This is a genomic window from Salmonella sp. NW645, from assembly GCF_051703725.1.
GTDB lineage: Bacteria > Pseudomonadota > Gammaproteobacteria > Enterobacterales > Enterobacteriaceae > Salmonella > Salmonella enterica.
Genome location: NZ_JAMMKR010000007.1, coordinates 155,997 through 180,012, shown reverse-complemented (window position 1 = coordinate 180,012; position 24,016 = coordinate 155,997). Strand labels below are relative to the sequence as shown.

The 24,016-nt window shown below is 50.2% G+C and carries 21 protein-coding genes and 1 other RNA gene; 11 read left to right on the top strand and 11 right to left on the bottom strand.

The genetic code is table 11. The features are described from left to right. The first annotated feature begins 52 nt into the window (after positions 1-52). The gene (gene rsmI / locus NA389_RS16385) at positions 53-916 is read left to right on the top strand and encodes a 16S rRNA (cytidine(1402)-2'-O)-methyltransferase (RefSeq protein WP_000812285.1); all 864 of its coding nucleotides are present in this window, start codon (positions 53-55) and stop codon (positions 914-916) included. A gap of 157 nt (positions 917-1,073) precedes the next feature. Here rsmI and NA389_RS16380 read toward each other — a convergent pair whose 3' ends face one another. The 10 genes from NA389_RS16380 to NA389_RS16335 all read right to left on the bottom strand — a co-directional run bounded on the left by NA389_RS16380 (position 1,074) and on the right by NA389_RS16335 (position 10,711). Further along, complete coding sequence (locus tag NA389_RS16380; protein ID WP_001083899.1) at positions 1,074-1,847, bottom strand: DeoR/GlpR family DNA-binding transcription regulator; 774 nt, start codon at positions 1,845-1,847, stop codon at positions 1,074-1,076. 110 nt (positions 1,848-1,957) lie between these two features. Further along, positions 1,958-3,001: a galactitol-1-phosphate 5-dehydrogenase gene (gatD, locus tag NA389_RS16375; RefSeq protein WP_000844183.1), complete on the bottom strand. Its 1,044-nt coding sequence runs from the start codon at positions 2,999-3,001 to the stop codon at positions 1,958-1,960. Between the two features lie 43 nt (positions 3,002-3,044). Then, on the bottom strand, positions 3,045-4,418 hold the full coding sequence (locus tag NA389_RS16370) for a galactitol-specific PTS transporter subunit IIC (protein WP_000490600.1): 1,374 nt from the start codon (positions 4,416-4,418) through the stop codon (positions 3,045-3,047). 3 nt (positions 4,419-4,421) lie between these two features. Further along, positions 4,422-4,706 (bottom strand): PTS galactitol transporter subunit IIB, encoded by a 285-nt coding sequence (gene gatB, locus NA389_RS16365; protein ID WP_000824296.1) that lies wholly within the window; start codon positions 4,704-4,706, stop codon positions 4,422-4,424. A gap of 30 nt (positions 4,707-4,736) precedes the next feature. Then, complete coding sequence (gatA, locus tag NA389_RS16360; protein WP_000080445.1) at positions 4,737-5,201, bottom strand: PTS galactitol transporter subunit IIA; 465 nt, start codon at positions 5,199-5,201, stop codon at positions 4,737-4,739. Positions 5,202-5,215: 14 nt separating this feature from the next. After that, complete coding sequence (gene gatZ, locus NA389_RS16355; RefSeq protein WP_000676007.1) at positions 5,216-6,487, bottom strand: tagatose-bisphosphate aldolase subunit GatZ; 1,272 nt, start codon at positions 6,485-6,487, stop codon at positions 5,216-5,218. 197 nt (positions 6,488-6,684) lie between these two features. Continuing rightward, positions 6,685-7,491 carry an HPr family phosphocarrier protein gene (locus NA389_RS16350; RefSeq protein ID WP_001175244.1) on the bottom strand — a complete coding sequence of 269 codons (807 nt, stop codon included), beginning with the start codon at positions 7,489-7,491 and terminating at the stop codon, positions 6,685-6,687. Continuing rightward, positions 7,478-8,905: a PTS fructose transporter subunit IIC gene (locus tag NA389_RS16345; protein WP_000719914.1), complete on the bottom strand. Its 1,428-nt coding sequence runs from the start codon at positions 8,903-8,905 to the stop codon at positions 7,478-7,480. Before NA389_RS16345 ends, NA389_RS16350 begins: the two co-directional genes overlap by 14 nt. A 26-nt stretch (positions 8,906-8,931) precedes the next feature. Next, the gene (gene pfkB / locus NA389_RS16340; RefSeq protein WP_000640685.1) at positions 8,932-9,846 is read right to left on the bottom strand and encodes a 1-phosphofructokinase; all 915 of its coding nucleotides are present in this window, start codon (positions 9,844-9,846) and stop codon (positions 8,932-8,934) included. A 10-nt stretch (positions 9,847-9,856) separates the two neighbouring features. Beyond that, entirely contained in the window at positions 9,857-10,711 is an 855-nt protein-coding gene (locus tag NA389_RS16335) for a tagatose bisphosphate family class II aldolase (protein WP_000469985.1), read from the bottom strand. 333 nt (positions 10,712-11,044) lie between these two features. Between NA389_RS16335 and NA389_RS16330 the strand changes: the two genes are divergently transcribed. Together NA389_RS16330 and NA389_RS16325 are read left to right on the top strand one after the other, a co-directional pair. Next, entirely contained in the window at positions 11,045-11,878 is an 834-nt protein-coding gene (locus tag NA389_RS16330; protein WP_001118369.1) for a DeoR/GlpR family DNA-binding transcription regulator, read from the top strand. A 10-nt stretch (positions 11,879-11,888) separates the two neighbouring features. Next, a complete protein-coding gene (locus NA389_RS16325; protein ID WP_001027806.1) occupies positions 11,889-12,836 on the top strand; it encodes a sugar kinase in 948 nt (315 codons plus the stop codon). Between the two features lie 239 nt (positions 12,837-13,075). Here the strand turns inward: NA389_RS16325 and garD are convergent, their stop codons facing one another. Next, on the bottom strand, positions 13,076-14,647 hold the full coding sequence (garD, locus tag NA389_RS16320; RefSeq protein ID WP_001273723.1) for a galactarate dehydratase: 1,572 nt from the start codon (positions 14,645-14,647) through the stop codon (positions 13,076-13,078). 530 nt (positions 14,648-15,177) lie between these two features. Here garD and garL point away from each other — a divergent pair. From garL to tdcD, 8 genes are all read left to right on the top strand, one after another. Beyond that, positions 15,178-15,948 (top strand): 2-dehydro-3-deoxyglucarate aldolase, encoded by a 771-nt coding sequence (gene garL / locus NA389_RS16315; protein WP_001057715.1) that lies wholly within the window; start codon positions 15,178-15,180, stop codon positions 15,946-15,948. A gap of 25 nt (positions 15,949-15,973) precedes the next feature. Then, entirely contained in the window at positions 15,974-16,864 is an 891-nt protein-coding gene (gene garR, locus NA389_RS16310) for a 2-hydroxy-3-oxopropionate reductase (protein ID WP_000178106.1), read from the top strand. Positions 16,865-16,961: 97 nt separating this feature from the next. After that, positions 16,962-18,107 (top strand): glycerate 2-kinase, encoded by a 1,146-nt coding sequence (gene garK / locus NA389_RS16305; protein ID WP_000706462.1) that lies wholly within the window; start codon positions 16,962-16,964, stop codon positions 18,105-18,107. 32 nt (positions 18,108-18,139) lie between these two features. Then, positions 18,140-18,514: RNase P RNA component class A (gene rnpB / locus NA389_RS16300), an RNA gene on the top strand. An 827-nt stretch (positions 18,515-19,341) separates the two neighbouring features. After that, the gene (gene tdcA / locus NA389_RS16295) at positions 19,342-20,280 is read left to right on the top strand and encodes a transcriptional regulator TdcA (RefSeq protein ID WP_001094907.1); all 939 of its coding nucleotides are present in this window, start codon (positions 19,342-19,344) and stop codon (positions 20,278-20,280) included. 97 nt (positions 20,281-20,377) lie between these two features. Further along, a complete protein-coding gene (tdcB, locus tag NA389_RS16290) occupies positions 20,378-21,367 on the top strand; it encodes a bifunctional threonine ammonia-lyase/L-serine ammonia-lyase TdcB (protein ID WP_000548368.1) in 990 nt (329 codons plus the stop codon). A 20-nt stretch (positions 21,368-21,387) separates the two neighbouring features. After that, the gene (gene tdcC, locus NA389_RS16285) at positions 21,388-22,719 is read left to right on the top strand and encodes a threonine/serine transporter TdcC (protein WP_000108129.1); all 1,332 of its coding nucleotides are present in this window, start codon (positions 21,388-21,390) and stop codon (positions 22,717-22,719) included. Between the two features lie 66 nt (positions 22,720-22,785). After that, positions 22,786-23,994, top strand: a complete 1,209-nt coding sequence (gene tdcD, locus NA389_RS16280; protein WP_001001855.1) for a propionate kinase — start codon at positions 22,786-22,788, stop codon at positions 23,992-23,994. Positions 23,995-24,016 lie beyond the last annotated feature (22 nt).

Sequence of the window (24,016 nt, the reverse complement as noted above, 5' to 3'; positions counted from 1 at the left end):
TGATATTTTTTTACGCAATGCTCAATATTAAATCGGCAATACGGACGACACAATGAAACAAAACGAATCGGCGGATAATTCTCAGGGCCAACTCTTTATTGTACCTACTCCTATCGGGAATTTGGCTGATATTACTCAACGCGCGCTGGAAGTTTTACAAGCCGTTGATTTAATTGCCGCTGAAGACACTCGTCATACCGGTTTATTGCTGCAACATTTTGGGATTAATGCCCGGTTGTTTGCGCTGCACGACCATAACGAACAACAAAAAGCGGAAACGCTGGTCGCGAAGCTAAAAGAAGGGCAGAACATTGCGCTGGTTTCCGACGCCGGTACGCCGCTAATTAATGACCCCGGCTATCACCTGGTACGTACCTGCCGTGAAGCGGGGATTCGCGTGGTGCCGCTACCGGGGCCGTGTGCGGCGATTGCCGCCCTGAGCGCCGCTGGCCTGCCATCCGACCGTTTCTGCTATGAAGGCTTTTTACCGGCGAAATCCAAAGGCCGCCGTGATGCGCTAAAAGCCATTGAAGCGGAGCCGCGAACGCTGATTTTTTATGAGTCAACCCACCGCCTGTTAGATAGCCTGGAAGATATCGTCGCGGTATTGGGAGAATCCCGCTATGTGGTGCTGGCGCGTGAGCTGACCAAAACCTGGGAAACCATTCACGGCGCGCCGGTCGGCGAGCTGCTGGCGTGGGTCAAAGAAGATGAAAACCGTCGCAAAGGCGAAATGGTGCTGATTGTCGAAGGGCATAAAGCGCAAGAAGACGACCTGCCCGCCGACGCGCTGCGCACGCTGGCGCTGCTACAGGCAGAACTGCCGCTGAAAAAAGCGGCGGCGCTGGCAGCAGAAATTCACAGCGTGAAGAAAAATGCGCTGTATAAATATGCGCTGGGGCAGCAGGAAGAGTAAAAGCGAGCGCCCGGGAACCGCCTTTTATCGCCATCGCGTTAATACTCAATCAGGTGATTGATGTGGGTAAATTGATGGGGGCATTGGGCGGTGATAGCGGGCCGGGCCTTTCCTTCGGGCTTATTCTCGCGATCAGCAACGCATAACCGACTCCTTTTTAGACGATCATTAGTTCCACGCCTGTTTTCGCTAATGCCGCTTTATCCTGTTTGCTGATAGTGTCATCGGTTATCACACAGTCGATCTTGTCCATCGGCAATACCTGGTTAAAGCCGCGACGGTTAAATTTGGTCGCGTCTAGTACCGCGATAACTTTGTGTGCCGCCGCCGCCATGACGCCGCTAATGGAATAACCTTCGTTAAACGTGGTAATACCGTTTGTCGCATCAATGCCATCCGCCCCGACAAACATGACATCGGCGCTGATGCCGTGTAGCGATCGTTCCGCAATCGTGCCGTGCATTGAGTGGGTTTTATGCCGTACCGTACCGCCGCAAACCACCAGCGTGAGATCTTTATTTTCTGATAGCGTAAAAGCGGCAGGCAAGCTGTTAGTTATCACCGTAATATTGCTTTTTCGCGCGAGCGCTTCCGCAATCAGTAATGTTGTGCTCCCGCTATCCAGAATGATGGTCATTCCTTCTTCAACCATTGCCGCAGCCGCCTGGGCAATCCGCTTTTTCGGATCGCTGGCGAGTTGATACCGATCTTCCAGAATGACTTCCTGATTGTCGCCTTCCGCCAGATGACTTCCCGGTTTTGCCGCGCCGCCATGAAAACGGGTGACAAGGCCTTTCTCTTCCAGCAGACGCAGGTCAGCACGGATAGTCACTTCAGAAATACCAAAGGTATTTGAAAGGTCCATCACCAGCACGCTGCCTTGCGTATTAATCAGGTCGACAATTTTATTTCTTCGCTCAAATGAGTTCATATTGATTTGCCTGATAATTAACTGTAACTAGTTTAAACGAAGGATTGCGAAAGGTGAACGCTAAATTTCGAAAGGAAATGTGAGCCAGCGCAGGTTGCTGGCTCGTACCATCAGGAAAGTTGAAGTAGGATTTTGCCCTGCATGGGCGCGCCATTAAGCGCTTTGACTGCTTCTGCAAAGCTTTCCGCATCGCCGCGATGGGCAATGAGAGGGGTCAGTTGAAGACGTTTTTCAGCCAACAGGCGCGCTGCGGTTTCCCATTCTTCTCCTGGCCATGGCGCGGAGTAGTTCATCCAACTGCCGAGGAGCGTGAGCTCTTTACGCAAAATTAGCCCGAATGTACGCGTTGTCAGGGTGAGATCGTGATGTAACGTCCCCACCAGCGCCAGTTGCGCGCGCGGCCCGGCGATATCGATAGCCAGCGAGACGGTCTGGGGAGTTCCTGCCGTTTCGAGAACCAGTTGATCAAACTGAATGTCGGACAACGCGGTCTGGATGTCGTCGGCGGTCATTTCCCGGCTATTACAGGTATGCGTTGCGCCGAGCGCTTTCGCCAGTTCCAGTTTCTGCGGATTGATATCAATCGCCGTTACGCTTCGCGCGCCCAGTTCCCGCGCGCACTGTAAGGCCAGCAGGCCAATTGTCCCGGCACCAACGATAATTACGTTTTTCCCCTCGCAGCCCTGCGCCAGATGAAAGGCGTGTAAGCCCACGGTAATCGGTTCGATAAACGCGCCATCTTCAATCGGCATATCAGACGGCAAGCGGAAAAGATTGGCCCGTTTGACCACCACATATTCCGCATTACCGCCTTCGCTGCGCGATCCTACAAACTGATACTGTCTGCATAAAGAAAAGTAACCGCGTTCGCATTGCGGACAGTGAAAGCAGGGAAGAAGCGGGACACAAGCGACGGCATCGCCAGGCTGCATATCCGTTACGCCTGTGCCGTAGGATTCAACGTAGCCGCTGAATTCATGACCTAACGTAATAGGATAATAATGGGCGCCCTGCGCGAAAATACGCGGGATATCCGATCCGCAAAGCCCTGAGCTAACGACTTTGACCAACACATCGTCCTCGGCTTGCAGTTGTGGTAAGGGGCGTTCTTCAACGCGCACGTCTCCCTCAGCGTGAATAACCACTGATTTCATAACATTCTCCAGGAAGGTGAGGGGAGCGATTGCTCCCCTAAAATTAAGAGGCGATTTGATTTTGCTGTAGCGCCGTGGCTTTCTCAGCCGCAACAAACTGTCGGGCGCGACGCCAGGTCAGCAGTACGCCGGCCAGATAGATAATGGCAATGACGGCGAAGCCGACGATATTCTGCCAGGTAAAAAGTTGAATCAGCAGCCAGGTGATGGGGGAACCGCCCTGATCCAGCGAGGCGACTTGTCCGCCGGCTTTTAGCGCTCCGGCATTGGCAGCCAGTTGGGTATGCAGGCCAATCGTCTGCGTGGCTATCCACAGGGTGATACCCATGATAATGACACCTGAAATCAGCGTGCGGAACAGGTTGCCCTGGTGTACCGCGACCGCCATCGCAATAAAGAAACCGATGGTGGCGAGGTCGCCGAACGGCAGCACCTGGTTCCCCGGTACTAAGACGGCAATCAGGATGGTCAGCGGAATGAATATCAGGCTCGCGGAGACAACAGAGGTATGACCGAGCAGTAGCGCTGGATCAAGGCCTATCAGGAACTCCTGCCCGCCAAATTTGGCCTGTAGACGTTTACGCGCATGTTTCGCGATAGGCGTTAGGCCATCCATAATAGGTTTAATGACGCGTGGCATAAGCAGCATCACCGCTGCGGTTTTGACCGCCAGTTGCAGAACGGCTTTGGCGTCGTAGCCTGCCAGCACACCAATCACCAGCCCCATCACGAAGCCGACAGTCACCGGCTCGCCAAACGGTCCGAAGCGTTTCTGGACATCGTCTGCGCTAAAGTGAATACGATTGAGACCCGGAATTTTTTCGATAATGGTATCAACGAGCACCGCCACGGGGCCCAGGTACGCGGATGAGCCGTGTGGGATAGCAATCCCCTCGAGGCCAAAATAGTCGCGGGTATCTTTGGCAAACCAGTCCCCCAGTTTGTAGACAAAGGCGGCATGAACCACAACGCCCAGAATCCCCAGCCAGTATGAACCGGTCGCCAGATGCAGCATGGCGCCCGTGAAGGTCATGTGCCAGATATTCCAGATATCGACATTCACCACGCGGGTCATGCGGGTCACCAGCATCAGGACGTTAACCCCGATGGCGACAGGGATCGCGACCAACGCGATTTGTGACGCCCAGGTCATGGGCGATGAACCCGGCCAGCCGACGTCAATAACGTGGAGATTGATTTGGAAATGTTCCGCCATGGCTTTCGCCGCGGGGCCGATAGAATCCAGCATCAGGCCGATGACCAGACCAATACCCACGAAGCCGATACCAATATGCAAACCCGATTTAAAACAATCCCCAAGCTTCATTCCCAGCAGTTTAGAGAACACGATGATCACCAGAGGCAGCATCACCGTTGGGCCTAAGTCGAGGATATAACGCATTATTTCGCTAAACATACGTTACCCCATGAGAATGGACAGAATTTTTTGCTGTAATGCTTCAATACCCACGCCGGAAACAAAAGGCATACCGTGAACGACGGGAATATCGCCAAAGGCGCGATCGACCCTGGCAGTGGTACAGATAAGATTGGCGCCGTCCATATAGGTTTCGATTTCGGTGACCCGGCATTGCACTAAGTCGAGTTCAATATGGTTGGCATCACATAGCTCTTTAATTTCTTCCGCAGCCATCGTTGAGGTTGCAACCGCACCGCCACAGGCCACAATTACTTTACGTTTCATAGGGTATTCCTCATTATTATCAATTTATTATCAAACCTGGACGCACTGCTCAGGCTCAAGGATGGTTTCCTGAAAGCGTATCGCCAGTTCGGCATCCGGCGCGCTTAACAGGGCATCGAGGGTGCTCGGGTTCTGTAGCTCACTAAACAGGCGGCGCAGAAGTTTTAGCTGTGCCGCCGGGTTTTCAACGATTAAGGCGATGATTAACGAAACGGCAATCTCTTCGTCATCATCCGCCTGTTGAAACATGACCGGCTTATCTGGACGAATCAGATAGATAGCGGGTGATTTCGCATGAACCGCCTCGCAATGAGGGATAGCGACGGCGTGACGCTCCAGCGCAATGCCGGTAGGAAAAGACGCTTCACGTTCCACCAGCGCCTGCGGATAACTATCATGTACCACGCCTTTCGCCAGCATCTCTTTGCCAATGTGCGCCAGCGCCTGTTGGCTCGAGTCGAATGTGATTCCGGTTCGGACAAATAGTTGGCTCATAGATTCTCCATTATTCAGGCGACATCCGGCGTACAACCGAAGCGATAAGCGCGCAGAACATCCTGAATTTTGTCAATAATCAGGTTATGCGGCGTGGGGGTGAGCACGCCCTCAGACAGGCGTTCAAACTGTACGGGCATAAACTGGCTAATTAATCCCAGCGGCAATGTGACGTTGTTCAGATTGGCGATTAACTTCTCTACGCTTTGACGAATACGCGGGTGCGGCCAGTAATAGCGAATACGGTCAGACAAACTAAAGTGGATGTCGACCATCGCCTGGCTCCAGGTTGGACGGTAGTATTTTTTCCAGTAGCCTGGCTCGTTTAGCATAACTTCATCAATGACCTCCAGTACCCGACTACGTTGTTCCGGGGAGATCAGCTCGTTTTCCATTTGCGCAAGTGCGAAAATGGCTTCGCGCAGCGCGAAAGTGAGCGCCGGGCCGACCTTCAGAATGGCGTAATGATCGCGTACCAGCGCACGGTAGGCCTGTCGCGTCTGATAATCAGTCGAATGCGCTTCATAGACCATCGGCGTTTCTTTTATCCAGTCGGAAAGCGCTTTAGCGGCCTGCGGTTGATAGTGGATAATCTGTGTATGGTCGAATTCTACGCCCGGCTGTACGACAATCGCGATAACCCGGTTCAATGCCTCCTCCAGCCCCAGGGCGCGAAAAGCAGCCTGATGCGTTTGCAGCGTGCGGGCCGCATCCTGTTCGCGGGTAACATGCACGGCGTTAATGGCGCTGGCTTCCCCGCCAGGAACCGGAACTTCAGTGCCGATAACATAGGTTAAATGGCGTTTTTGTTCGTCGGTCGCCGTCGTTTCCGCTGCCTGGCAAAGCAGGGCGGCGCGTTTAGCGACAACCATTGGGTCCAGCGGCGTCGGGTCGTCAGCGCAGGACATAGAGGCATCAAGATGGATTTTGCTAAACCCGGCAGCGACGTAAGCCTTAATGAGTTCGACAGATTTTTCCATCGCCGTATCTGCCGGTTCGTTCTGCCAGCAGTTAGGCCCTAAATGATCGCCACCAAGAATCAACCGCTCACGTGGAAATCCCACTTCCTGGGCGATGCCATAGACAAAATCACGAAAGTCAGCCGGTTTCATGCCGGTATAACCGCCAAACTGATTCACCTGATTGGATGTGGCTTCAATCAATACTTTGTTGTCAGTGTTGAGATCGAAAAGCAGAGCTGATTCGATAACCAGGGGATGAGCAGAACAAACTGAACAGATGCCCAGATGTTCTCCTGCTTTATGACGAGCAATTATTCCTTTCACTTTTATCTCCGAATTCTTTCGTTTATCTTCTTCGAAAGAATTTATAGGCTTTCGTAATGTTGTTTTGTGATTTTGATCTGATAAATGAAAGTTGCGAAAGAAAATGTAAGATGACGAAAGGGTATGTAATGTCTGTGATTTCACTTTGTCATGAAAAACCGTACCCGCCGGAGCGGGCACGGAGGAACAAACGAAGGCTAATTAAACAATCGAGATAGCCAACTGCGCTTTGGCTGCATGACTTCTGGTGGTGGGGTAACGGGAACGGTGATCATCTCGCCTGCACCAGAGGCGATAAGCTCCTCGATTTCACGTAGTGCCTGCTGTGCATCTTCGCCCTGCGCCCGGAACAACAAGCGATGCCCCTTTTTCGCGCCGAGCGACACCACCCGCATCAGGTTTTTCCCGTCCACCGGGCCGGAGGCGTTATCCAGATTTTCTACCGTAATGTGGCTTTGAAACTGTTTGATAAACTTCACCAGCACCGCACTGGGTCTGGCATGTAAACCATGCGGATTATGGATGACAAACGTTGCCTGCTCACCCTCCTGCAACTCCACGGCTGCTGGCGTATTGGTCGTCGATCCAGTCAGTAGCGTTAAAACCTGACTGGGGGATTCGGCTTTAGCCAATGCTTGCGGAATAGCGTCATCGCTGAGCACGCGAGTCAGTTGGCGCAAAATCTCAAGATGTTCATTGGAGCGCGCGGCAATTCCGGTGACCAGATACGCGGTGTTGCCGTCACCCCAGTCAACGCCGTAGCGAAAAACGATTACCTTTACACCGGTTTGTAATACCGCATCGCGAGACTCTGGCGTACCGTGTGGGATCGCGATTCCATTGCCCAGATAAGTGGAAATCTGTGCTTCGCGATCCAACATGCCGCGTAAATAGTCAGGCGTGGTATTGCCAGCCGCAGATAACTTTTCCACCACACGGTGCAGAGCGGTGACTTTATCGAGGCGCTCATCGCTGACAAAAATATCGTGTTCACAGAGCTGCATTCTGACCTCCAGCCTTTACTACAGGAGTTGTGTTGACTGAATTTTTGCGCACAGCCCACAATCTCCATAGGCCAAGCATCACCGCACCACATGCAGAGCCCGCAAGGATACATAACACCCAGGCCAGCGGCTGACTCACCAAAGGTAAAATTAAGAAGCCGCCGTGAGGAGCCGGAACCTGAATACGCAAGCTGTAGCTAAGTACCGCGGAAATGCTGGAAGCAATCATCATCATCGGGATGACACGCAAAGGATCTTTCGCTGCGAAAGGAATCGCGCCTTCAGTGATGTGTGTACAACCGAGGATATAGTTAACCATGCCTGCGGCACGTTCTTCCTCGCTAAAACCTTTTGGAAAGAAGGTGGTCGCCAGAGCAATTACCAGTGGTGGAGTAATACATGCGGCAGACACACCAGCCATAAAGTAGAAGTTGCCCTGGCCCAGTAAAAGCGTGCCGGTGACATAAGCGGCTTTGTTTACCGGGCCGCCAAAGTCAAAGGAGCACATTGCACCCACCACAATACCCAGCAATATTGGATTCGCTTCCTGTAGAGATGCCAGCCAGTTCATCATGCTATTATTGATAGCTGCGACAGGTTGCCCAAGCAGCGACATCAACACGCCAATAACCAGTACGCCAATGAGCGGCATAATAAAAATCGATTTCAGGCCTTCATACTGACGCGGTAAGCCTTCGAGTCGATTCTTTACCCATAACATCAGGTAACCGGCGGCGAATCCGGCAATTATCCCACCGAGAAATCCTGCGCCGGTAGCATTTGCCAGTAAGCCGCCGACAAATCCAGCCACCATCCCTGGTCTGCCAGAAATAGAGAATGCAATATAAGCGGTAAAGACCGGAACCATAATCGAAAAGGCTTGCTGACCGATTTTCATTAGCATAGCGGCGGTTGCATTGTATTCAGCTGAATTAGGATCAGCGGAATAAATCCCCCATAAAAACGACACCGCAATTAATATGCCTCCGGCAACTACAAAAGGCAGCATATTTGAAACACCACTCATCAGGTGTTTATAAATTTGTCGCCCAAGCGATTCTTTTTCGATAATTTCCGTTCTGGTGGTTGATTCGCCTTTACGTATTGGGGCTTCACCATTAATAACTTTGTTAATCAGCTCCGCAGGATGATGGATTGCTTCTTTTACCGGTACTTCAATAACCGGTAAACCATTAAAGCGATCAGGTAAGACATCTTTATCCGCCGCAATAATGACTCCGGCAATATCTACCAGATCAGCAGGTTGAATAGCATTTTCAACGCCACTGGCACCATTGGTTTCAACTTTTATTTCAACAGATAATTTTTTCGCGGCATTTTTTAAGGCTTCTTCAGCCATAAATGTATGCGCAATACCGGTAGGGCAGCCGGTCACTGCAATGATCTTTTTCATAAGCAGACCTTAAATTGTAATTTAACCTACAGCTTTCTGACGTGGATTTGCGAAAGTAAGGTTTCTATTGCCGCAAGTTGGCCTAATCCGGCAGAACTTGCGACATCAGCTCCTGTTGCACTGGCAAGAGATAAGGCATATTCCACTTCTCCTGTAGATAACCACTGGCTGAGAAAGGCGGCCAGTGCAGCATCGCCTGCACAGGCGGAGCTCACCAAATCAACTGTTGGCGCGCTACAAAACCAGTAATCAATCCCATTGGAGAAATACATTCCTTTAGCGCCAAGGGTTAGCAGAACATTTTGTGCACCAAGTGCATGTAAAGTGGTAAGAGTATTTTTCGCATCATTGTCGTCAGAGACAGTTAAACCGAATATTGCTTTAACCTCTTCATCATTTGGTTTAATTAATAACGGTTTGAACTCCAGTAACTGACGTAATGACGGATGACTAATATCTAAAATTACGCCGATATTTTTTTGCTGACAAATATGCATAATTTCTGCGTAAAAGCGGCTTTCAATACCTTGTGGCAGGCTGCCGCTTATCACCAGATATTCTGCATCGGGCAGTTGAGAAATAATCGTGATGATTTGTTGTTTACATTCATCTGGAATATATGAGCCAGGGTTGATCAGTTTATATTCCTGCTGCCCGTCATGAATGAAAATATTAATCCGCGTGGGTTCTTCTACCCATGCTGGTGTGACTGGCATTTTTCGGGTACGCAGGCTTTCTACAATATAATGCCCGGTGAAACCTCCAAAAATTCCTAATATATGCGCAGGTATTTGAAAGTGATCCAGAACCAGCGCAACATTTACCCCTTTACCATTTGGGCAAAACTCGGTGTGGTGAGTGCGATTGACAATATTTGGCTGTAAAGGATCGCTAAATATATTCATATCAATCGCGCTATTAAGTGTTAGCGTGTAGATCACAGGCGATTCCTCACAGTTGCCCTTCACAGCCGCAAACATGAATTACTTTGCGTACCACCTCTTTCATCGCCTGTTTTGCTGGTTGCATATAGTGGCGGGGATCATTGGCTTTCGGGTTTTGCAGGAAATACTCTTTTAAGGCGTCGGAGAAGGCGATTTTCAGTTCGGTGGCAACATTGACTTTGCATACCCCAAGGCTGATGGCCTGGCGAATATCGCTTTCCGGCAAACCAGATGCCCCATGCAATACCAGAGGGATATCCACCAGAGCGCGTATTTCTGCCAGTCGCTCAAAATCAAGTTTAGGTTCAGCGGCATACATGCCGTGTGCCGTGCCGATAGCAACCGCCAGCGAATCAATGCCGGTGCGCGCCACAAACTCACGTGCTTGCTGTGGATTGGTGTAAAGGGCATCTTTGCTGTCTACCACTAAATCATCTTCGATCCCACCAAGGCGGCCCAGTTCTGCCTCCACGCTGGTGTCGTAGCGATGGCAAAAATCGACCACGCTTTTCACCAGCGCCACATTCTCTTCAAAGGGAAAGTGGGAACCATCGATCATGACTGAACGGATCCCTGCCATAACTTTGCTTTCGATATCGGCTAACGATTCATGATGATCCAGATGAATGGCCAGTGGCAGATTGTATTCACGAGCCAGATCGCCCGCGATCGCCACAATGTTACCCATTCCGGCATAGCTAAACGTGCCTGGTGTTCCGGCAACGATCAGCGGTGAGCGCATTTCTGCGGCGGTTTCTACCACCACCTGCAAGGTTTCTAGGTTATGGATGTTAAAGGCTGGCACGGCATAGCCTGCATGCTGGGCCTTCTGGAGCATATTTTTACTGGAAATAATGAACATAGTGGTCTCCGTTTATAACTTTCGAAATTAAAGTTTAAAATAAAAATAACCTTCGTTTTGAAAGTAATGTAACGATCATTGCCACACATGATTGTGATCATCGACACAAAAGCAGGATAATTTTTCTTAAATGAAAGCAAAAATGTGGATTTAAATTTTGTTTTGTAAGTAAATAGGAGACATGAAAATTCTATAATTAATTGATTTTATTGTTATGTTTTCCATTGAGCATTCGGTGACGTGGTGCAAAATTGACATCCCCTGTCAGAAGTTTAAAAATGAAAGTTAAAGCACGGGATAACTTCCCGACGAAGCGGAAAAAAAGGGTATGTTGTGGCAAAACCATCTACCAGCCTGTTGAAAAGGCGTCTGGACATTGCCGAAATCGTCCGTAAAAACGGCGAAATAAAAGTAGACGATTTGGCTGAAATGTTATCGGTTTCAGGGGTAACGATCCGTAATGATCTCAATTACCTGGAGCAACAAGGCTATCTGAAACGCTCCTTTGGCGGAGCGATTTACACGGCCCAACCCGTCAGAGCAGCGGTAAGCCATGAAGTGGTGCAGTCGCAGGCGTTAGAGCATAGCGTAGAGCTGGAACTGGCTAAGCAGGTTGCCCGTCTGGTCTGCGACGACGATACCGTGTTTCTGGGGGCCGGAGAGGTGTTGCGTAAAGCGCTTCCTTTCCTGGGCGATTATCGGGATCTGTGCCTTATCATCAACGATCTTAGCCATGTTGCGCCGGCCCGTGATTATATCGATGGTGAAATTGTGTTGTTGGGCGGTGTACTGGGGCGTAGTGGCCAGGTGCTGGGGGGCGAAATCGCCATCCAATCTTTGCAACAATTTCAACCGTCATGTTGTCTGGTGATGGTAGACCATATCAGCGAGGATGGCACGCTCAACGTGAAAAACGAAAGTGCAGCTGCTTTGCTAAGTGAATGCCTGCGCCTTAGTGGACAGAGTATTGCCGTGGTGGCGCAGCGTCCGATTCATGATGTGGCGCGTTATCCGGTAGGGAAACTGAATACGCTGAGCGCGATTATTACGCCACAGATTGTCGCCGCTGAGTACCACTCACGGTTTCTGGCCGACGGCTTAACCAACAGTTATACCAATAACGAATGTCTGACCTGGATAAACCCGACCCTGCATCAGGCAAGATGAAGGACAACGCATGAACATAACAATCGCAACATTGGGTGAATTGCTCGTCGAGTTTCTGGCAAAAAAAGAGAACCAGGGATTTTCCTCTCCGGGAGAATTTTGGGGGCCGTATCCCAGTGGGGCGCCCGCCATATTTGCCGATCAGGTTGCTAAACTTGGTTTTCGTTCATTGTTGTTTAGCTGTGTTGGCAACGATGCCTTTGGCGTTATGAATATTACCCGCTTGTCGCGCGATGGCGTAAATGTACAGGGAATTTCCGTACTGCCGAACGCCACAACAGGCAGTGCTTTTGTCAGCTACCGAAGCCAGGCCCAGCGCGATTTTATTTTCAACATGCCGGACAGTGCGTGCGGTTTGCTGAGTGCCGATCACCTTGATGAAACATTACTCAGACAATATCGCCACTTTCATATTATGGGATCGTCATTATTTTCCTTTCGTTTGATCGATGCCGTACGCAAGGCGATTAGCATTGTAAAAGAAAATGGTGGCACAATTTCTTTCGATCCTAATATCCGTAAAGAGATGCTAAAGATCCGCGAAATGTCGCAGGCCTTTGAATACATTCTTGATTACACGGATTTCTTCCTGCCAAGCGATGGCGAACTGGATTATTTCGGCCTGAGTAAATCCCGCGATGAAGAGAAAATTGTCGCAAGGCTTCACAAGCGTGGAATTGCCCACGTCATCATTAAACGTGGCGCCCGTGGAGCCAGTTACTATTCAAAAGACGAACAACATCATGTGGCTGGGTATCCGGTGAAGGTGGTTGATCCTACAGGCGCTGGCGATTGCTTTGGCGCAACCTTTGTTAGCCTGTTTCTTGCGGGATATTCCGTACCCGATGCTTTAGCCCATGCTAATGCCGCAGGATCGCTGGCTATCTCTGCGCGTGGGCCGATGGAAGGCACGTCCACGCTGGCACAAATTAAAGAATTGATGATGCAGCAGAATTGAGTAAAGGTGATTAATAGGCTGTCGTTATATTCGACATACCTCAAATTGCATGTGCTGCGACTCAAATTAGTGAGAAACGTAATGTTGCGCCTGGCAGAGAATTTCAATTTATTGAATTTTAATGCTTTTATGGTGGAGTGGGTGTTTTTGCCATATCCGGTATGAACATGGCGCAGTTTATCAAACATATGAAAACATGGCCCTTAAGCCATGTTTTGCGAGGCGCTTTCCAGAATAGATCAGGTCACAGGTGCCGGGTTAAACACTGCCAGCTGGTTATGCAATCCCCACTGGTCCGAGAAAGTCTTTTTCCGGCCGCTGGCGACATCGAGAATAAAGTGAAACAGCTTCCAGCCCACATCTTCGATTGTCTCTTCACCCGTGGCGATGGTGCCTGCATTGATATCCATTAAGTCATACCAACGGTTCGCCAGCTCGGTACGCGTCGCCATTTTAATGACCGGCACCGCCATCAGCCCGTAAGGCGTGCCGCGTCCGGTGGTAAAGACCTGTACGGTAATGCCGGAAGCGACCTGCTGCGTGCCGCAGACGAAATCGCTGGCGGGCGTCGCGGCGTAAATCAGGCCGCGTTTGGTGGGGCGCTGGCCCGGCGATAATACTTCGACAATGGCGCTCTTACCCGATTTAGCGATAGAGCCCAACGCTTTTTCCACGACGTTCGCCAGGCCGCCTTTTTTGTTGCCAGGGGACGGGTTAGCGCTGCGATCGGTTTTCCCCATATCAAGGTAATTATCGTACCAGGCCATTTCATCCAGCAGGCGTTTACCCACGGCTTCGTTGATGGCGCGCGGTGTCAGAAGATGAATGGCATCGCGCACTTCGGTGACCTCCGAGAACATGACGGTCGCGCCGCAGCGTACCAACAGATCGGAAGCATAACCCACCGCCGGGTTTGCCGTGACGCCGGAAAACGCATCGCTGCCGCCACACTGCATCCCGACGACCAGCTCGGAGGCCGGGCAGGTTTCGCGCTGGCGCTGGTTCAGTTTCGTCAGATGGCGTTCGGCGACCCGCAAAATATCGTCGACCATTGATTTAAAGCCGACATGCTGCTCGTCCTGTAAACGCACAATACTGGCGCTTTCAACGGCGATGGCGGGAACATCCTCGGTGCCTTCCAGCAGCCGTTCCGGCTGCAGTTTTTCGCAACCGAGGCCAATCACCATCACTTCGCCGCCAAAATTGGGGTTGAGCGCGATATTATGAATCGTGCGAATCGGCACGACCGCCGCCGGCGCGTTGATTGCCACGCCGCAGCCGTACAGATGGTTTAGCCCTACAACGCCATCGACATTCGGGTATTTGGGCAGGAGATCGCGCTCAATTACTTTCACCACATAATCGACCACGCCCGCTACACAGTGCACGCTGGTGGTAATGCCAAGCAGATTTTTGGTGCCGACGCTGCCATCGGCGTTACGATAGCCCTCAAACGTATAGCCTTCCAGCGGCGGCAGCGGTTCCGGTACTTTGGTCGCCAACGGTAGCGTATTCAGCGGCGGCGCTTTTGGCAGTTCAACCAGCGACTCGTCGATCCAGCTTCCGCGCGGGATGTCGCGTACCGCATAACCGATGACTTCGCCATAACGGATGATTTCGCCGTGAGCGGGGATATCCGTCAGAGCAACTTTATGGCCTTGCGGAATATGTTCAGTCAGTTCCAGGCCATCCGGAAAACGTGTTCCGGCTTTAAGACCGTGGTCATTAACAATAATTGCGACATTATCGGTTTCATGTACTTTTATATAAAACGCCGATGGCGATTCCTGGCGAATTTCGATATTGGCCATTGTTCAACATTCTCCAGCCTGGATGATAGAAATAGGATTATCTATTTTTGGTTATGGTTAAATCGTTAAATCTCAATATAAGAAATAAAGTTCATGCATAATGAAATAAGAATGACAGGAGTATAAATATAAGAATGTGATCCAGATCACCGCAAATTATGAAATTTTTTATGTAGGCCGGGTAAAGCGTAAATGTGTGCATTAGCGCCCAGTATCATGGGCGTATGCTCAAAAATAAGCGTTAAATAATCCCTTTTTAATGAGCGTTTGCACAATGATTATCCGACATAGGCTGTTTATACTGAATGGCGAATTCAGTGTATCTGACGAGTTATTTGAAAATACCATGATAATAATAAAAGACGATAAAGATATCAGAACGGTATATTGTGCTACAGGATGTGTACCACATTAGGAATAGAATGCGGAGACCCATTCTGATTTCAGATAAGCATTTTATTGTCGTTGCTATAAGTTATGGTGGCGGCATCACATGTAGAGAATTAAAGAAATAAGCGAAGGTATAAGCGATGAATAACGCTATTTTCCCGAATAAGTTTAAAGCGGCGCTGGCGGCGCAACAGGTGCAGATTGGCTGCTGGTCTGCACTGGCAAGCCCAATCACCACCGAAGTTCTCGGTCTGGCGGGATTTGACTGGCTGGTGCTGGATGGCGAACATGCGCCGAACGATGTGACCACCTTAATTCCGCAGCTAATGGCATTGAAAGGCAGCGCCAGCGCGCCTGTGGTACGTGTGCCAACCAATGAACCGGTCATTATCAAACGGATGCTGGATATTGGGTTTTATAACTTCCTGATCCCCTTTGTTGAAACGCAAGAGGAAGCGGCTCGCGCCGTCGCCTCGACACGTTACCCGCCGGAAGGCATTCGCGGCGTTTCCGTTTCTCACCGCGCGAATATGTTCGGTACGGTGCCTGATTACTTTGCGCAGTCGAACAAAAACATCACCATTATTGTTCAAATCGAAAGCCAGTTGGGTGTCGACAATGTTGATGCCATCGCCGCAACGGAAGGCGTTGATGGCATTTTTGTCGGCCCCAGCGATCTGGCCGCCGCGCTGGGTCATCTCGGCAATGCTTCTCACCCTGACGTGCAGCAGACGATTCAACATATTTTCGCCCGCGCTAAAGCGCACGGTAAACCGTGCGGCATTCTGGCGCCGGTAGAGGCGGATGCCCGCCGTTATCTGGAATGGGGCGCGACCTTTGTCGCCGTTGGCAGCGATTTAGGCGCATTCCGCGCCAGCACGCAGAAACTTGCCGACACCTTTAAAAAATAATCCTGGTATGGAAAGAGAGAACGCTATGACGATGAAAGTTGGCTTTATTGGCTTAGGCATCATGGGTAAGCCCATGAGCAAAAACTTACTGAAAGCAGGGTATTCGCTGGTGGTGTCCGATCGTAATCCTGAAGCGATTGCCGACGTCATTGCCGCAGGCGCGGAAACGGCCTCTACGGCGAAGGCGATCGCTGAACAGTGTGACGTCATCATCACGATGCTGCCTAACTCTCCGCATGTGAAAGAAGTTGCGCTGGGCGAGAACGGTATCATCGAAGGCGCGAAGCCGGGAACCGTATTGATTGATATGAGTTCTATCGCGCCGCTGGCAAGCCGTGAAATCAGCGATGCGCTGAAGGCGAAGGGCGTTGAGATGTTGGATGCGCCGGTCAGCGGCGGCGAGCCGAAGGCGATTGATGGCACGCTGTCGGTGATGGTGGGGGGCGATAAAGCCATTTTCGACAAGTACTACGACCTGATGAAAGCGATGGCGGGTTCCGTGGTGCATACCGGCGATATCGGCGCAGGCAACGTCACAAAACTGGCTAACCAGGTGATCGTGGCGTTGAATATCGCCGCCATGTCTGAAGCGCTGACGCTGGCGACTAAAGCGGGCGTCAACCCGGATCTGGTCTATCAGGCGATTCGCGGCGGTCTGGCTGGCAGCACGGTACTGGATGCGAAAGCGCCGATGGTCATGGACCGAAACTTTAAGCCAGGTTTCCGTATCGATCTGCACATTAAAGATCTGGCGAATGCGCTGGATACCTCCCACGGCGTTGGCGCGCAGCTCCCGCTGACCGCCGCCGTTATGGAAATGATGCAGGCGTTACGCGCGGATGGACACGGTAATGACGACCATAGCGCGCTGGCGTGCTACTACGAAAAACTGGCGAAAGTGGAAGTCACTCGCTAACGACGTTGTGCCCGGATGGCGTGTAGCGATCCGGGCCTGAATTTCAGGCTGGATAAGTGAAACGCCATCCGGCGTTGTGCAGTAACAGGCTACCACTATGAAAATCGTAATTGCCCCCGACTCCTACAAAGAAAGCCTTTCTGCCGCCGAGGTAGCGCAGGCGATAGAAAAAGGATTTCGGGAAATTTTCCCCGATGCGCAATATGTCTCTGTTCCGGTTGCCGATGGCGGCGAAGGAACGGTCGAAGCCATGATTGCCGCGACGCAGGGCGTTGAACGCGCCGCATGGGTGACCGGGCCGTTGGGTGAAAAAGTGAAAGCCTGCTGGGGAATGTCCGGGGATGGTAAAACCGCCTTTATTGAAATGGCGGCGGCCAGCGGACTGGCGCTGGTTCCGCCAGAAAAACGCAACCCTTTGATTACTACCTCGCGGGGAACGGGGGAGCTGATATTGCAGGCGCTGGAAAGCGGCGCAAGCAATATCATTATCGGCATTGGCGGTAGCGCGACAAATGACGGCGGCGCAGGGATGATGCAGGCGTTAGGCGCAAAACTGCGCGATGAAAACGGCGCGGATATCGGTTACGGTGGCGGAAGCCTTCATTGTCTAAGCGACATTGATATTTCAGAGCTCGATCCCCGTTTAAAACTCTGCGCGATTCGTGTCGCTTGCGATGTCTCTAATCCTCTGATCGGCGACAACGGCGCATCACGAATTTTTGGGCCGCAGAAAGGCGCGACCGAAGAGAACATTGTTGAGCTGGACAGAAATCTTGCTCACTATGCCGACATCATAAAAAAATCGCTGAATGTCGACGTAAAGGCGGCGCCCGGCGCAGGCGCGGCAGGCGGTATGGGGGCGGCGTTAATGGCTTTTCTCGGTGCGGAATTACGCAGCGGAATCGAAATTGTCACGGCGGCACTGAACCTGGAGGAGCATATCCACGACTGTACGCTGGTGGTGACGGGAGAAGGGCGGATTGATAGCCAAAGTATTCGCGGTAAAGTGCCGATTGGCGTCGCGAATGTGGCGAAAAAATATCATAAGCCAGTGATTGGCATTGCCGGCAGCCTGACGCACGATGTAGGGATAGTGCATCACTATGGCATCGACGCTGTCTTTAGCGTACTCACGCGCATCGTGACGCTGGAGGAGGCTTTTCGGGGCGCTTTTGACAATATTTATCGGGCATCCAGAAATGTTGCTGCCGCTCTGGCGATAGGAATGCGCAGCGCAGGGTGACAAAGTCGCGCGAACCCTCTATACTGCGCGCCGAAGCTGACCAGACAGTCGCCGCTTCGTCGTCGTCCTTTCGGGGAGACGGGCGGAGGGGAGGAAAGTCCGGGCTCCATAGGGCAGGGTGCCAGGTAACGCCTGGGGGGGAAACCCACGACCAGTGCAACAGAGAGCAAACCGCCGATGGCCCACGCAAGTGGGATCAGGTAAGGGTGAAAGGGTGCGGTAAGAGCGCACCGCGCGGCTGGTAACAGTCCGTGGCACGGTAAACTCCACCCGGAGCAAGGCCAAATAGGGGTTCATAAGGTACGGCCCGTACTGAACCCGGGTAGGCTGCTTGAGCCAGTGAGCGATTGCTGGCCTAGATGAATGACTGTCCACGACAGAACCCGGCTTATCGGTCAGTTTCACTTCTTCATAAAACCCGTCAGTGTAAGCTGGCGGGTTTTTGCTTTTACAGGGCGGCAGGATGAATGACTGTCCACGACGCTATACCTAAAAGAAAGCGGCTTATCGGTCAGTTTCACCCCTTCATAAAATCCGCTTCGGCGGGTTTTTGCTTATCAGGCCGGTGAAGGGTATAGAGGTTGCAGAAGACGCCAGCGTCACTATCCGGCAATTAATTGACAGCCGTGGTGACATAATATTATTCGTTTTTGTGATGAGAAACACAAAACGCTATAGACTGCGCTCTTTTTAGTTGAAGTGAAAAGTAATCGATTTCTTTCACAAAATTACATCCTGAAAAATAGCAAGAAAGTGGTGTAAATTATTTGTTGTAAATGAAAATTAAATGTATGAAATATTTTGGTTAAAATTTTATTAAATGTTTCTTTACAAACAAATAAGGTAAAAAAATGTGACGCGTAACGGTTTTTAAGCGCATTTACCTCCGGTTTATACTTAAATTTGAGAAATTACACTTTAAATTTAACGCTGGAATTGTCGATAAAATGTCCCGTAATTGATTGAAATATCGTCTTCACAGGACGTCGAAAATAGGAGGTAAAATAGACTGGTTATCGCCATAATATATCGTTATCCCGACCCTGTTTTTTGATTGAAATCAGACTAAGTTACTGCTTTGTTTTTGCAACTTATTGAAATAATAGGTTTTATTTATTTAATAAAGACCATGTAAAAATTGCGGCAAGTTAATTTGTGAGTGGTCGCACATAACCTTTAAGATTTAATTTGCTACACTTCCTGCCGTTCACAATGTTATTTCAGAGCGGTAGATATGAATACTCTTGTTCTCCCTAAAACACAGCATTTGGTGGTCTTTCAGGAAGTCATTAGAAGTGGTTCTATCGGTTCTGCCGCAAAATCGTTAGGGTTAACCCAGCCCGCCGTCAGTAAAATCATTAGCGATGTTGAGGCCTATTTTGGCGTTGAGCTAATTGTACGCAAAAATACCGGCGTTACGTTGACCGAAGCGGGACAGGTACTGCTTTCCTGGTCTGAATCTATCACCCGCGAAATGAAAAACATGATCAACGAGATGAACAGTATGACGTGCAATACCGTTGTCGACGTCTCGTTTGGTTTTCCTTCGCTGATTGGCTTTACCTTCATGTCCGATATGATTCATAAGTTCAAAGAGGTCTTTCCAAAAGCGCAGGTATCCATGTACGAAGCCCAGCTCTCTTCATTCCTGCCGGCCCTGCGCGACGGGCGGCTGGACTTTGCTATTGGTACGCTCAGTAATGAAATGCAGCTACAGGATCTGCATGTCGAGCCGCTGTTTGAATCAGAGTTTGTCCTGGTAGCCAGCAAGTCCCGAACATGCACCGGCACCATCACACTGGAATCGTTAAAGGACGAACAGTGGGTGTTGCCGCAAACGAATATGGGCTACTACAGCGAATTACTCACCACTCTACAACGAAATGGCATCAGCATCGAAAACATTGTTAAAACAGATTCCGTTGTCACAATATATAATCTTGTTCTCAATGCTGATTTCTTAACTGTTATTCCCTGCGATATGACCACGCCTTTTGGCTCTAATCAATTTATCACGATACCCATAAAAGACACGTTACCCGTCGCACGTTATGCGGCGGTATGGTCTAAAAATTATCGTATCAAAAAAGCCGCTTCAGTATTAGTAGAATTGGCTAAGCAATATTCATCATATAATGGATGCAGACGCAGGCAGTTAATAGAAATTGAATGATATGGAATAAACATATTTAGCGAGATTGACGCCAACTGTTTCTTTTGAACAGTGGGCAACGGTAACTTATTTTTAATACCCAGGTTAAGAGGTTATAATGCACATTACATACGATCTCCCGGTTGCAATTGAAGATATCCTCGAAGCGAAAAAAAGACTAGCGGGGAAGATATATAAAACGGGAATGCCTCGCTCTAACTATTTTAGTGAACGTTGCAAAGGCGAAATATTTCTCAAGTTTGAAAATATGCAGCGTACGGGTTCATTTAAAATTCGTGGCGCTTTTAACAAACTTAGCTCGTTAACGGAGGCGGAAAAACGTAAAGGCGTCGTGGCCTGTTCCGCAGGTAATCATGCACAGGGCGTTTCTCTTTCTTGCGCAATGCTGGGTATTGACGGCAAAGTCGTGATGCCGAAGGGCGCGCCAAAGTCAAAAGTGGCGGCCACCTGTGATTATTCGGCGGAAGTGGTGCTCCACGGTGACAACTTCAATGACACCATTGCTAAGGTGAGTGAAATTGTCGAAACCGAAGGCCGCATTTTTATTCCGCCTTACGACGATCCAAAAGTCATTGCCGGACAGGGCACTATTGGTCTGGAAATTATGGAAGATCTGTACGATGTCGATAATGTCATCGTGCCTATTGGCGGCGGCGGTTTAATTGCAGGTATTGCCATTGCGATTAAATCGATTAACCCGACCATTAAAGTTATCGGCGTACAGGCCGAAAATGTTCACGGTATGGCGGCGTCTTATTACGCTGGCGAAATAACCACGCACCGAACGACCGGCACCCTGGCGGATGGTTGTGATGTCTCCCGCCCGGGTAATTTAACCTATGAAATTGTTCGTGAATTAGTCGATGACATTGTTCTGGTTAGCGAAGATGAAATTCGTAACAGCATGATCGCTTTAATTCAGCGCAATAAGGTTATTACTGAAGGCGCTGGCGCTCTGGCCTGCGCCGCACTATTAAGCGGGAAATTAGATAGCCATATTCAGAACAGAAAAACGGTCAGTATTATTTCTGGCGGCAATATCGATCTTTCTCGTGTATCACAAATTACGGGTTTAGTTGACGCTTAATCTTTTCGTGAGGATAGGATATGAGTACTACTGATAGCATTGTATCCAGCCAGGCAAAACAGTCGTCATGGCGTAAATCGGACACGACGTGGACGCTGGGTTTATTTGGTACCGCCATTGGCGCCGGGGTGCTGTTTTTCCCTATCCGCGCCGGGTTTGGCGGGCTTATCCCCATTCTGCTGATGCTGGTTTTAGCTTACCCCATTGCGTTCTATTGTCACCGGGCGCTGGCGCGTCTGTGTTTATCCGGATCTAATCCGTCCGGCAATATTACGGAAACGGTCGAAGAGCACTTTGGTAAAACGGGCGGGGTAGTTATCACGTTCCTTTACTTCTTTGCGATTTGTCCGCTGCTGTGGATTTATGGCGTCACCATTACTAATACGTTCATGACGTTTTGGGAAAACCAGTTGCAGATGCCAGCGTTGAATCGCGGTTTCGTGGCGCTGTTCTTGCTGCTGCTGATGGCCTTTGTGATCTGGTTTGGTAAAGATCTGATGGTTAAGGTGATGAGTTACCTGGTATGGCCGTTTATCGCCAGTCTGGTGCTAATCTCATTATCGCTGATTCCTTACTGGAACTCGGCGGTTATCGATCAGGTTGATCTCAGTAATATCGCGCTGACCGGGCATGATGGCATACTGGTTACGGTGTGGCTGGGCATCTCTATCATGGTGTTCTCCTTTAACTTTTCGCCCATCGTCTCTTCCTTCGTGGTGTCTAAGCGTGAAGAGTATGAGAAAGAGTTTGGTCGCGAATTTACCGAGCGGAAATGTTCACAGATCATCTCGCGCGCCAGTATGCTGATGGTCGCCGTGGTGATGTTCTTCGCCTTTAGCTGCCTGTTTACGCTCTCTCCGCAGAACATGGCGGATGCGAAAGCGCAGAACATTCCGGTACTTTCCTACTTGGCCAACCATTTCGCCTCTTTGTCGGGGACAAAATCTACTTTTGCAACGGTGCTGGAGTATGGCGCGTCTATCATCGCGCTGGTTGCTATTTTCAAATCTTTCTTCGGTCACTACCTGGGGACGCTGGAAGGGCTGAACGGCCTGGTGCTGAAATTCGGTTATAAAGGCGATAAAACCAAAGTCTCTATGGGCAAGCTTAACACCATCAGCATGATCTTCATTATGGGGTCTACCTGGGTCGTAGCTTACGCAAACCCCAACATTCTGGACCTGATTGAAGCGATGGGCGCGCCGATTATCGCCTCGCTGTTATGCCTGCTGCCGATGTACGCCATTCGTAAAGCGCCGTCGCTGGCGAAGTACCGTGGTCGTCTGGATAACGTGTTCGTCACCCTGATTGGTCTGCTGACCATCCTGAATATTGTCTACAAATTGTTCTAATCCTCACGTTTAGCCTGCGTTCCGCCCCAGGGCGCGGACGCAGGCTGACATCGACGGAGGCACTACATGAATGAATTTCCGGTCGTTCTGGTCATTAATTGCGGATCATCTTCTATCAAATTCTCTGTACTGGATGTCGCTACCTGTGATGTTTTAATGGCGGGAATAGCAGATGGAATGAATACTGAAAACGCCTTTTTATCTATTAATGGCGATAAGCCGATAAACCTCGCGCACTCTAATTATGAGGACGCGTTAAAAGCCATTGCCTTTGAGCTGGAAAAACGTGATTTAACGGATAGCGTGGCATTAATTGGTCACCGTATCGCGCACGGTGGAGAGCTATTTACGCAGTCCGTCATTATTACCGATGAGATTATCGATAATATTCGTCGGGTATCGCCTTTAGCGCCGCTGCATAATTACGCTAATTTAAGCGGCATTGACGCGGCGCGGCACCTTTTCCCGGCCGTGCGGCAAGTGGCGGTATTTGATACCAGTTTCCACCAGACGCTGGCGCCGGAAGCCTATTTATACGGATTGCCGTGGGAGTATTTTTCCAGTCTGGGTGTGCGTCGCTACGGCTTTCACGGTACGTCGCATCGCTATGTTTCGCGGCGCGCGTATGAACTGCTTGACCTCGATGAAAAAAACTCGGGTCTGATTGTCGCGCATCTGGGCAATGGGGCGTCTATCTGCGCGGTACGCAATGGTCAGAGCGTGGATACCTCAATGGGGATGACGCCGCTTGAGGGGCTGATGATGGGTACTCGCAGCGGCGACGTTGATTTCGGCGCGATGGCGTGGATAGCCAAAGAAACCGGGCAGACGTTGAGCGATCTGGAGCGAGTGGTGAATAAAGAGTCCGGTTTGCTCGGCATCTCCGGGTTGTCATCCGACCTTAGAGTCCTGGAAAAAGCCTGGCACGAAGGACATGAGCGCGCCCGGTTAGCGATAAAAACGTTTGTCCACCGTATCGCCCGTCATATTGCCGGACACGCGGCATCGTTACATCGGTTGGATGGCATTATTTTTACCGGCGGTATTGGTGAAAATTCAGTATTAATTCGCCAGTTGGTAATTGAACATTTGGGCGTACTGGGGCTTACGTTAGATGTTGAAATGAATAAGCAGCCGAATTCTCACGGCGAACGCATTATTTCCGCTAACCCTTCTCAGGTTATTTGCGCTGTTATTCCCACGAATGAAGAGAAAATGATTGCCCTTGATGCCATTCATTTAGGCAACGTGAAAGCACCAGTGGAATTTGCATAACTTAACGGCTGTTTTGTAGAGA

Bases quoted from the DNA above. Each gene is read 5' to 3' on its own strand.
- rsmI (WP_000812285.1), top strand. From the start codon at position 53: ATGAAACAAAACGAATCGGCGGATAATTCTCAGGGCCAACTCTTTATT.
- NA389_RS16380 (WP_001083899.1), bottom strand. From the start codon at position 1,847: ATGAACTCATTTGAGCGAAGAAATAAAATTGTCGACCTGATTAATACG.
- gatD (WP_000844183.1), bottom strand. From the start codon at position 3,001: ATGAAATCAGTGGTTATTCACGCTGAGGGAGACGTGCGCGTTGAAGAA.
- NA389_RS16370 (WP_000490600.1), bottom strand. From the start codon at position 4,418: ATGTTTAGCGAAATAATGCGTTATATCCTCGACTTAGGCCCAACGGTG.
- gatB (WP_000824296.1), bottom strand. From the start codon at position 4,706: ATGAAACGTAAAGTAATTGTGGCCTGTGGCGGTGCGGTTGCAACCTCA.
- gatA (WP_000080445.1), bottom strand. From the start codon at position 5,201: ATGAGCCAACTATTTGTCCGAACCGGAATCACATTCGACTCGAGCCAA.
- NA389_RS16350 (WP_001175244.1), bottom strand. From the start codon at position 7,491: ATGCAGCTCTGTGAACACGATATTTTTGTCAGCGATGAGCGCCTCGAT.
- NA389_RS16345 (WP_000719914.1), bottom strand. From the start codon at position 8,905: ATGAAAAAGATCATTGCAGTGACCGGCTGCCCTACCGGTATTGCGCAT.
- NA389_RS16335 (WP_000469985.1), bottom strand. From the start codon at position 10,711: ATGTTCATTATTTCCAGTAAAAATATGCTCCAGAAGGCCCAGCATGCA.
- NA389_RS16325 (WP_001027806.1), top strand. From the start codon at position 11,889: ATGAACATAACAATCGCAACATTGGGTGAATTGCTCGTCGAGTTTCTG.
- garD (WP_001273723.1), bottom strand. From the start codon at position 14,647: ATGGCCAATATCGAAATTCGCCAGGAATCGCCATCGGCGTTTTATATA.
- garL (WP_001057715.1), top strand. From the start codon at position 15,178: ATGAATAACGCTATTTTCCCGAATAAGTTTAAAGCGGCGCTGGCGGCG.
- garR (WP_000178106.1), top strand. From the start codon at position 15,974: ATGACGATGAAAGTTGGCTTTATTGGCTTAGGCATCATGGGTAAGCCC.
- garK (WP_000706462.1), top strand. From the start codon at position 16,962: ATGAAAATCGTAATTGCCCCCGACTCCTACAAAGAAAGCCTTTCTGCC.
- tdcA (WP_001094907.1), top strand. From the start codon at position 19,342: ATGAATACTCTTGTTCTCCCTAAAACACAGCATTTGGTGGTCTTTCAG.
- tdcB (WP_000548368.1), top strand. From the start codon at position 20,378: ATGCACATTACATACGATCTCCCGGTTGCAATTGAAGATATCCTCGAA.
- tdcC (WP_000108129.1), top strand. From the start codon at position 21,388: ATGAGTACTACTGATAGCATTGTATCCAGCCAGGCAAAACAGTCGTCA.
- tdcD (WP_001001855.1), top strand. From the start codon at position 22,786: ATGAATGAATTTCCGGTCGTTCTGGTCATTAATTGCGGATCATCTTCT.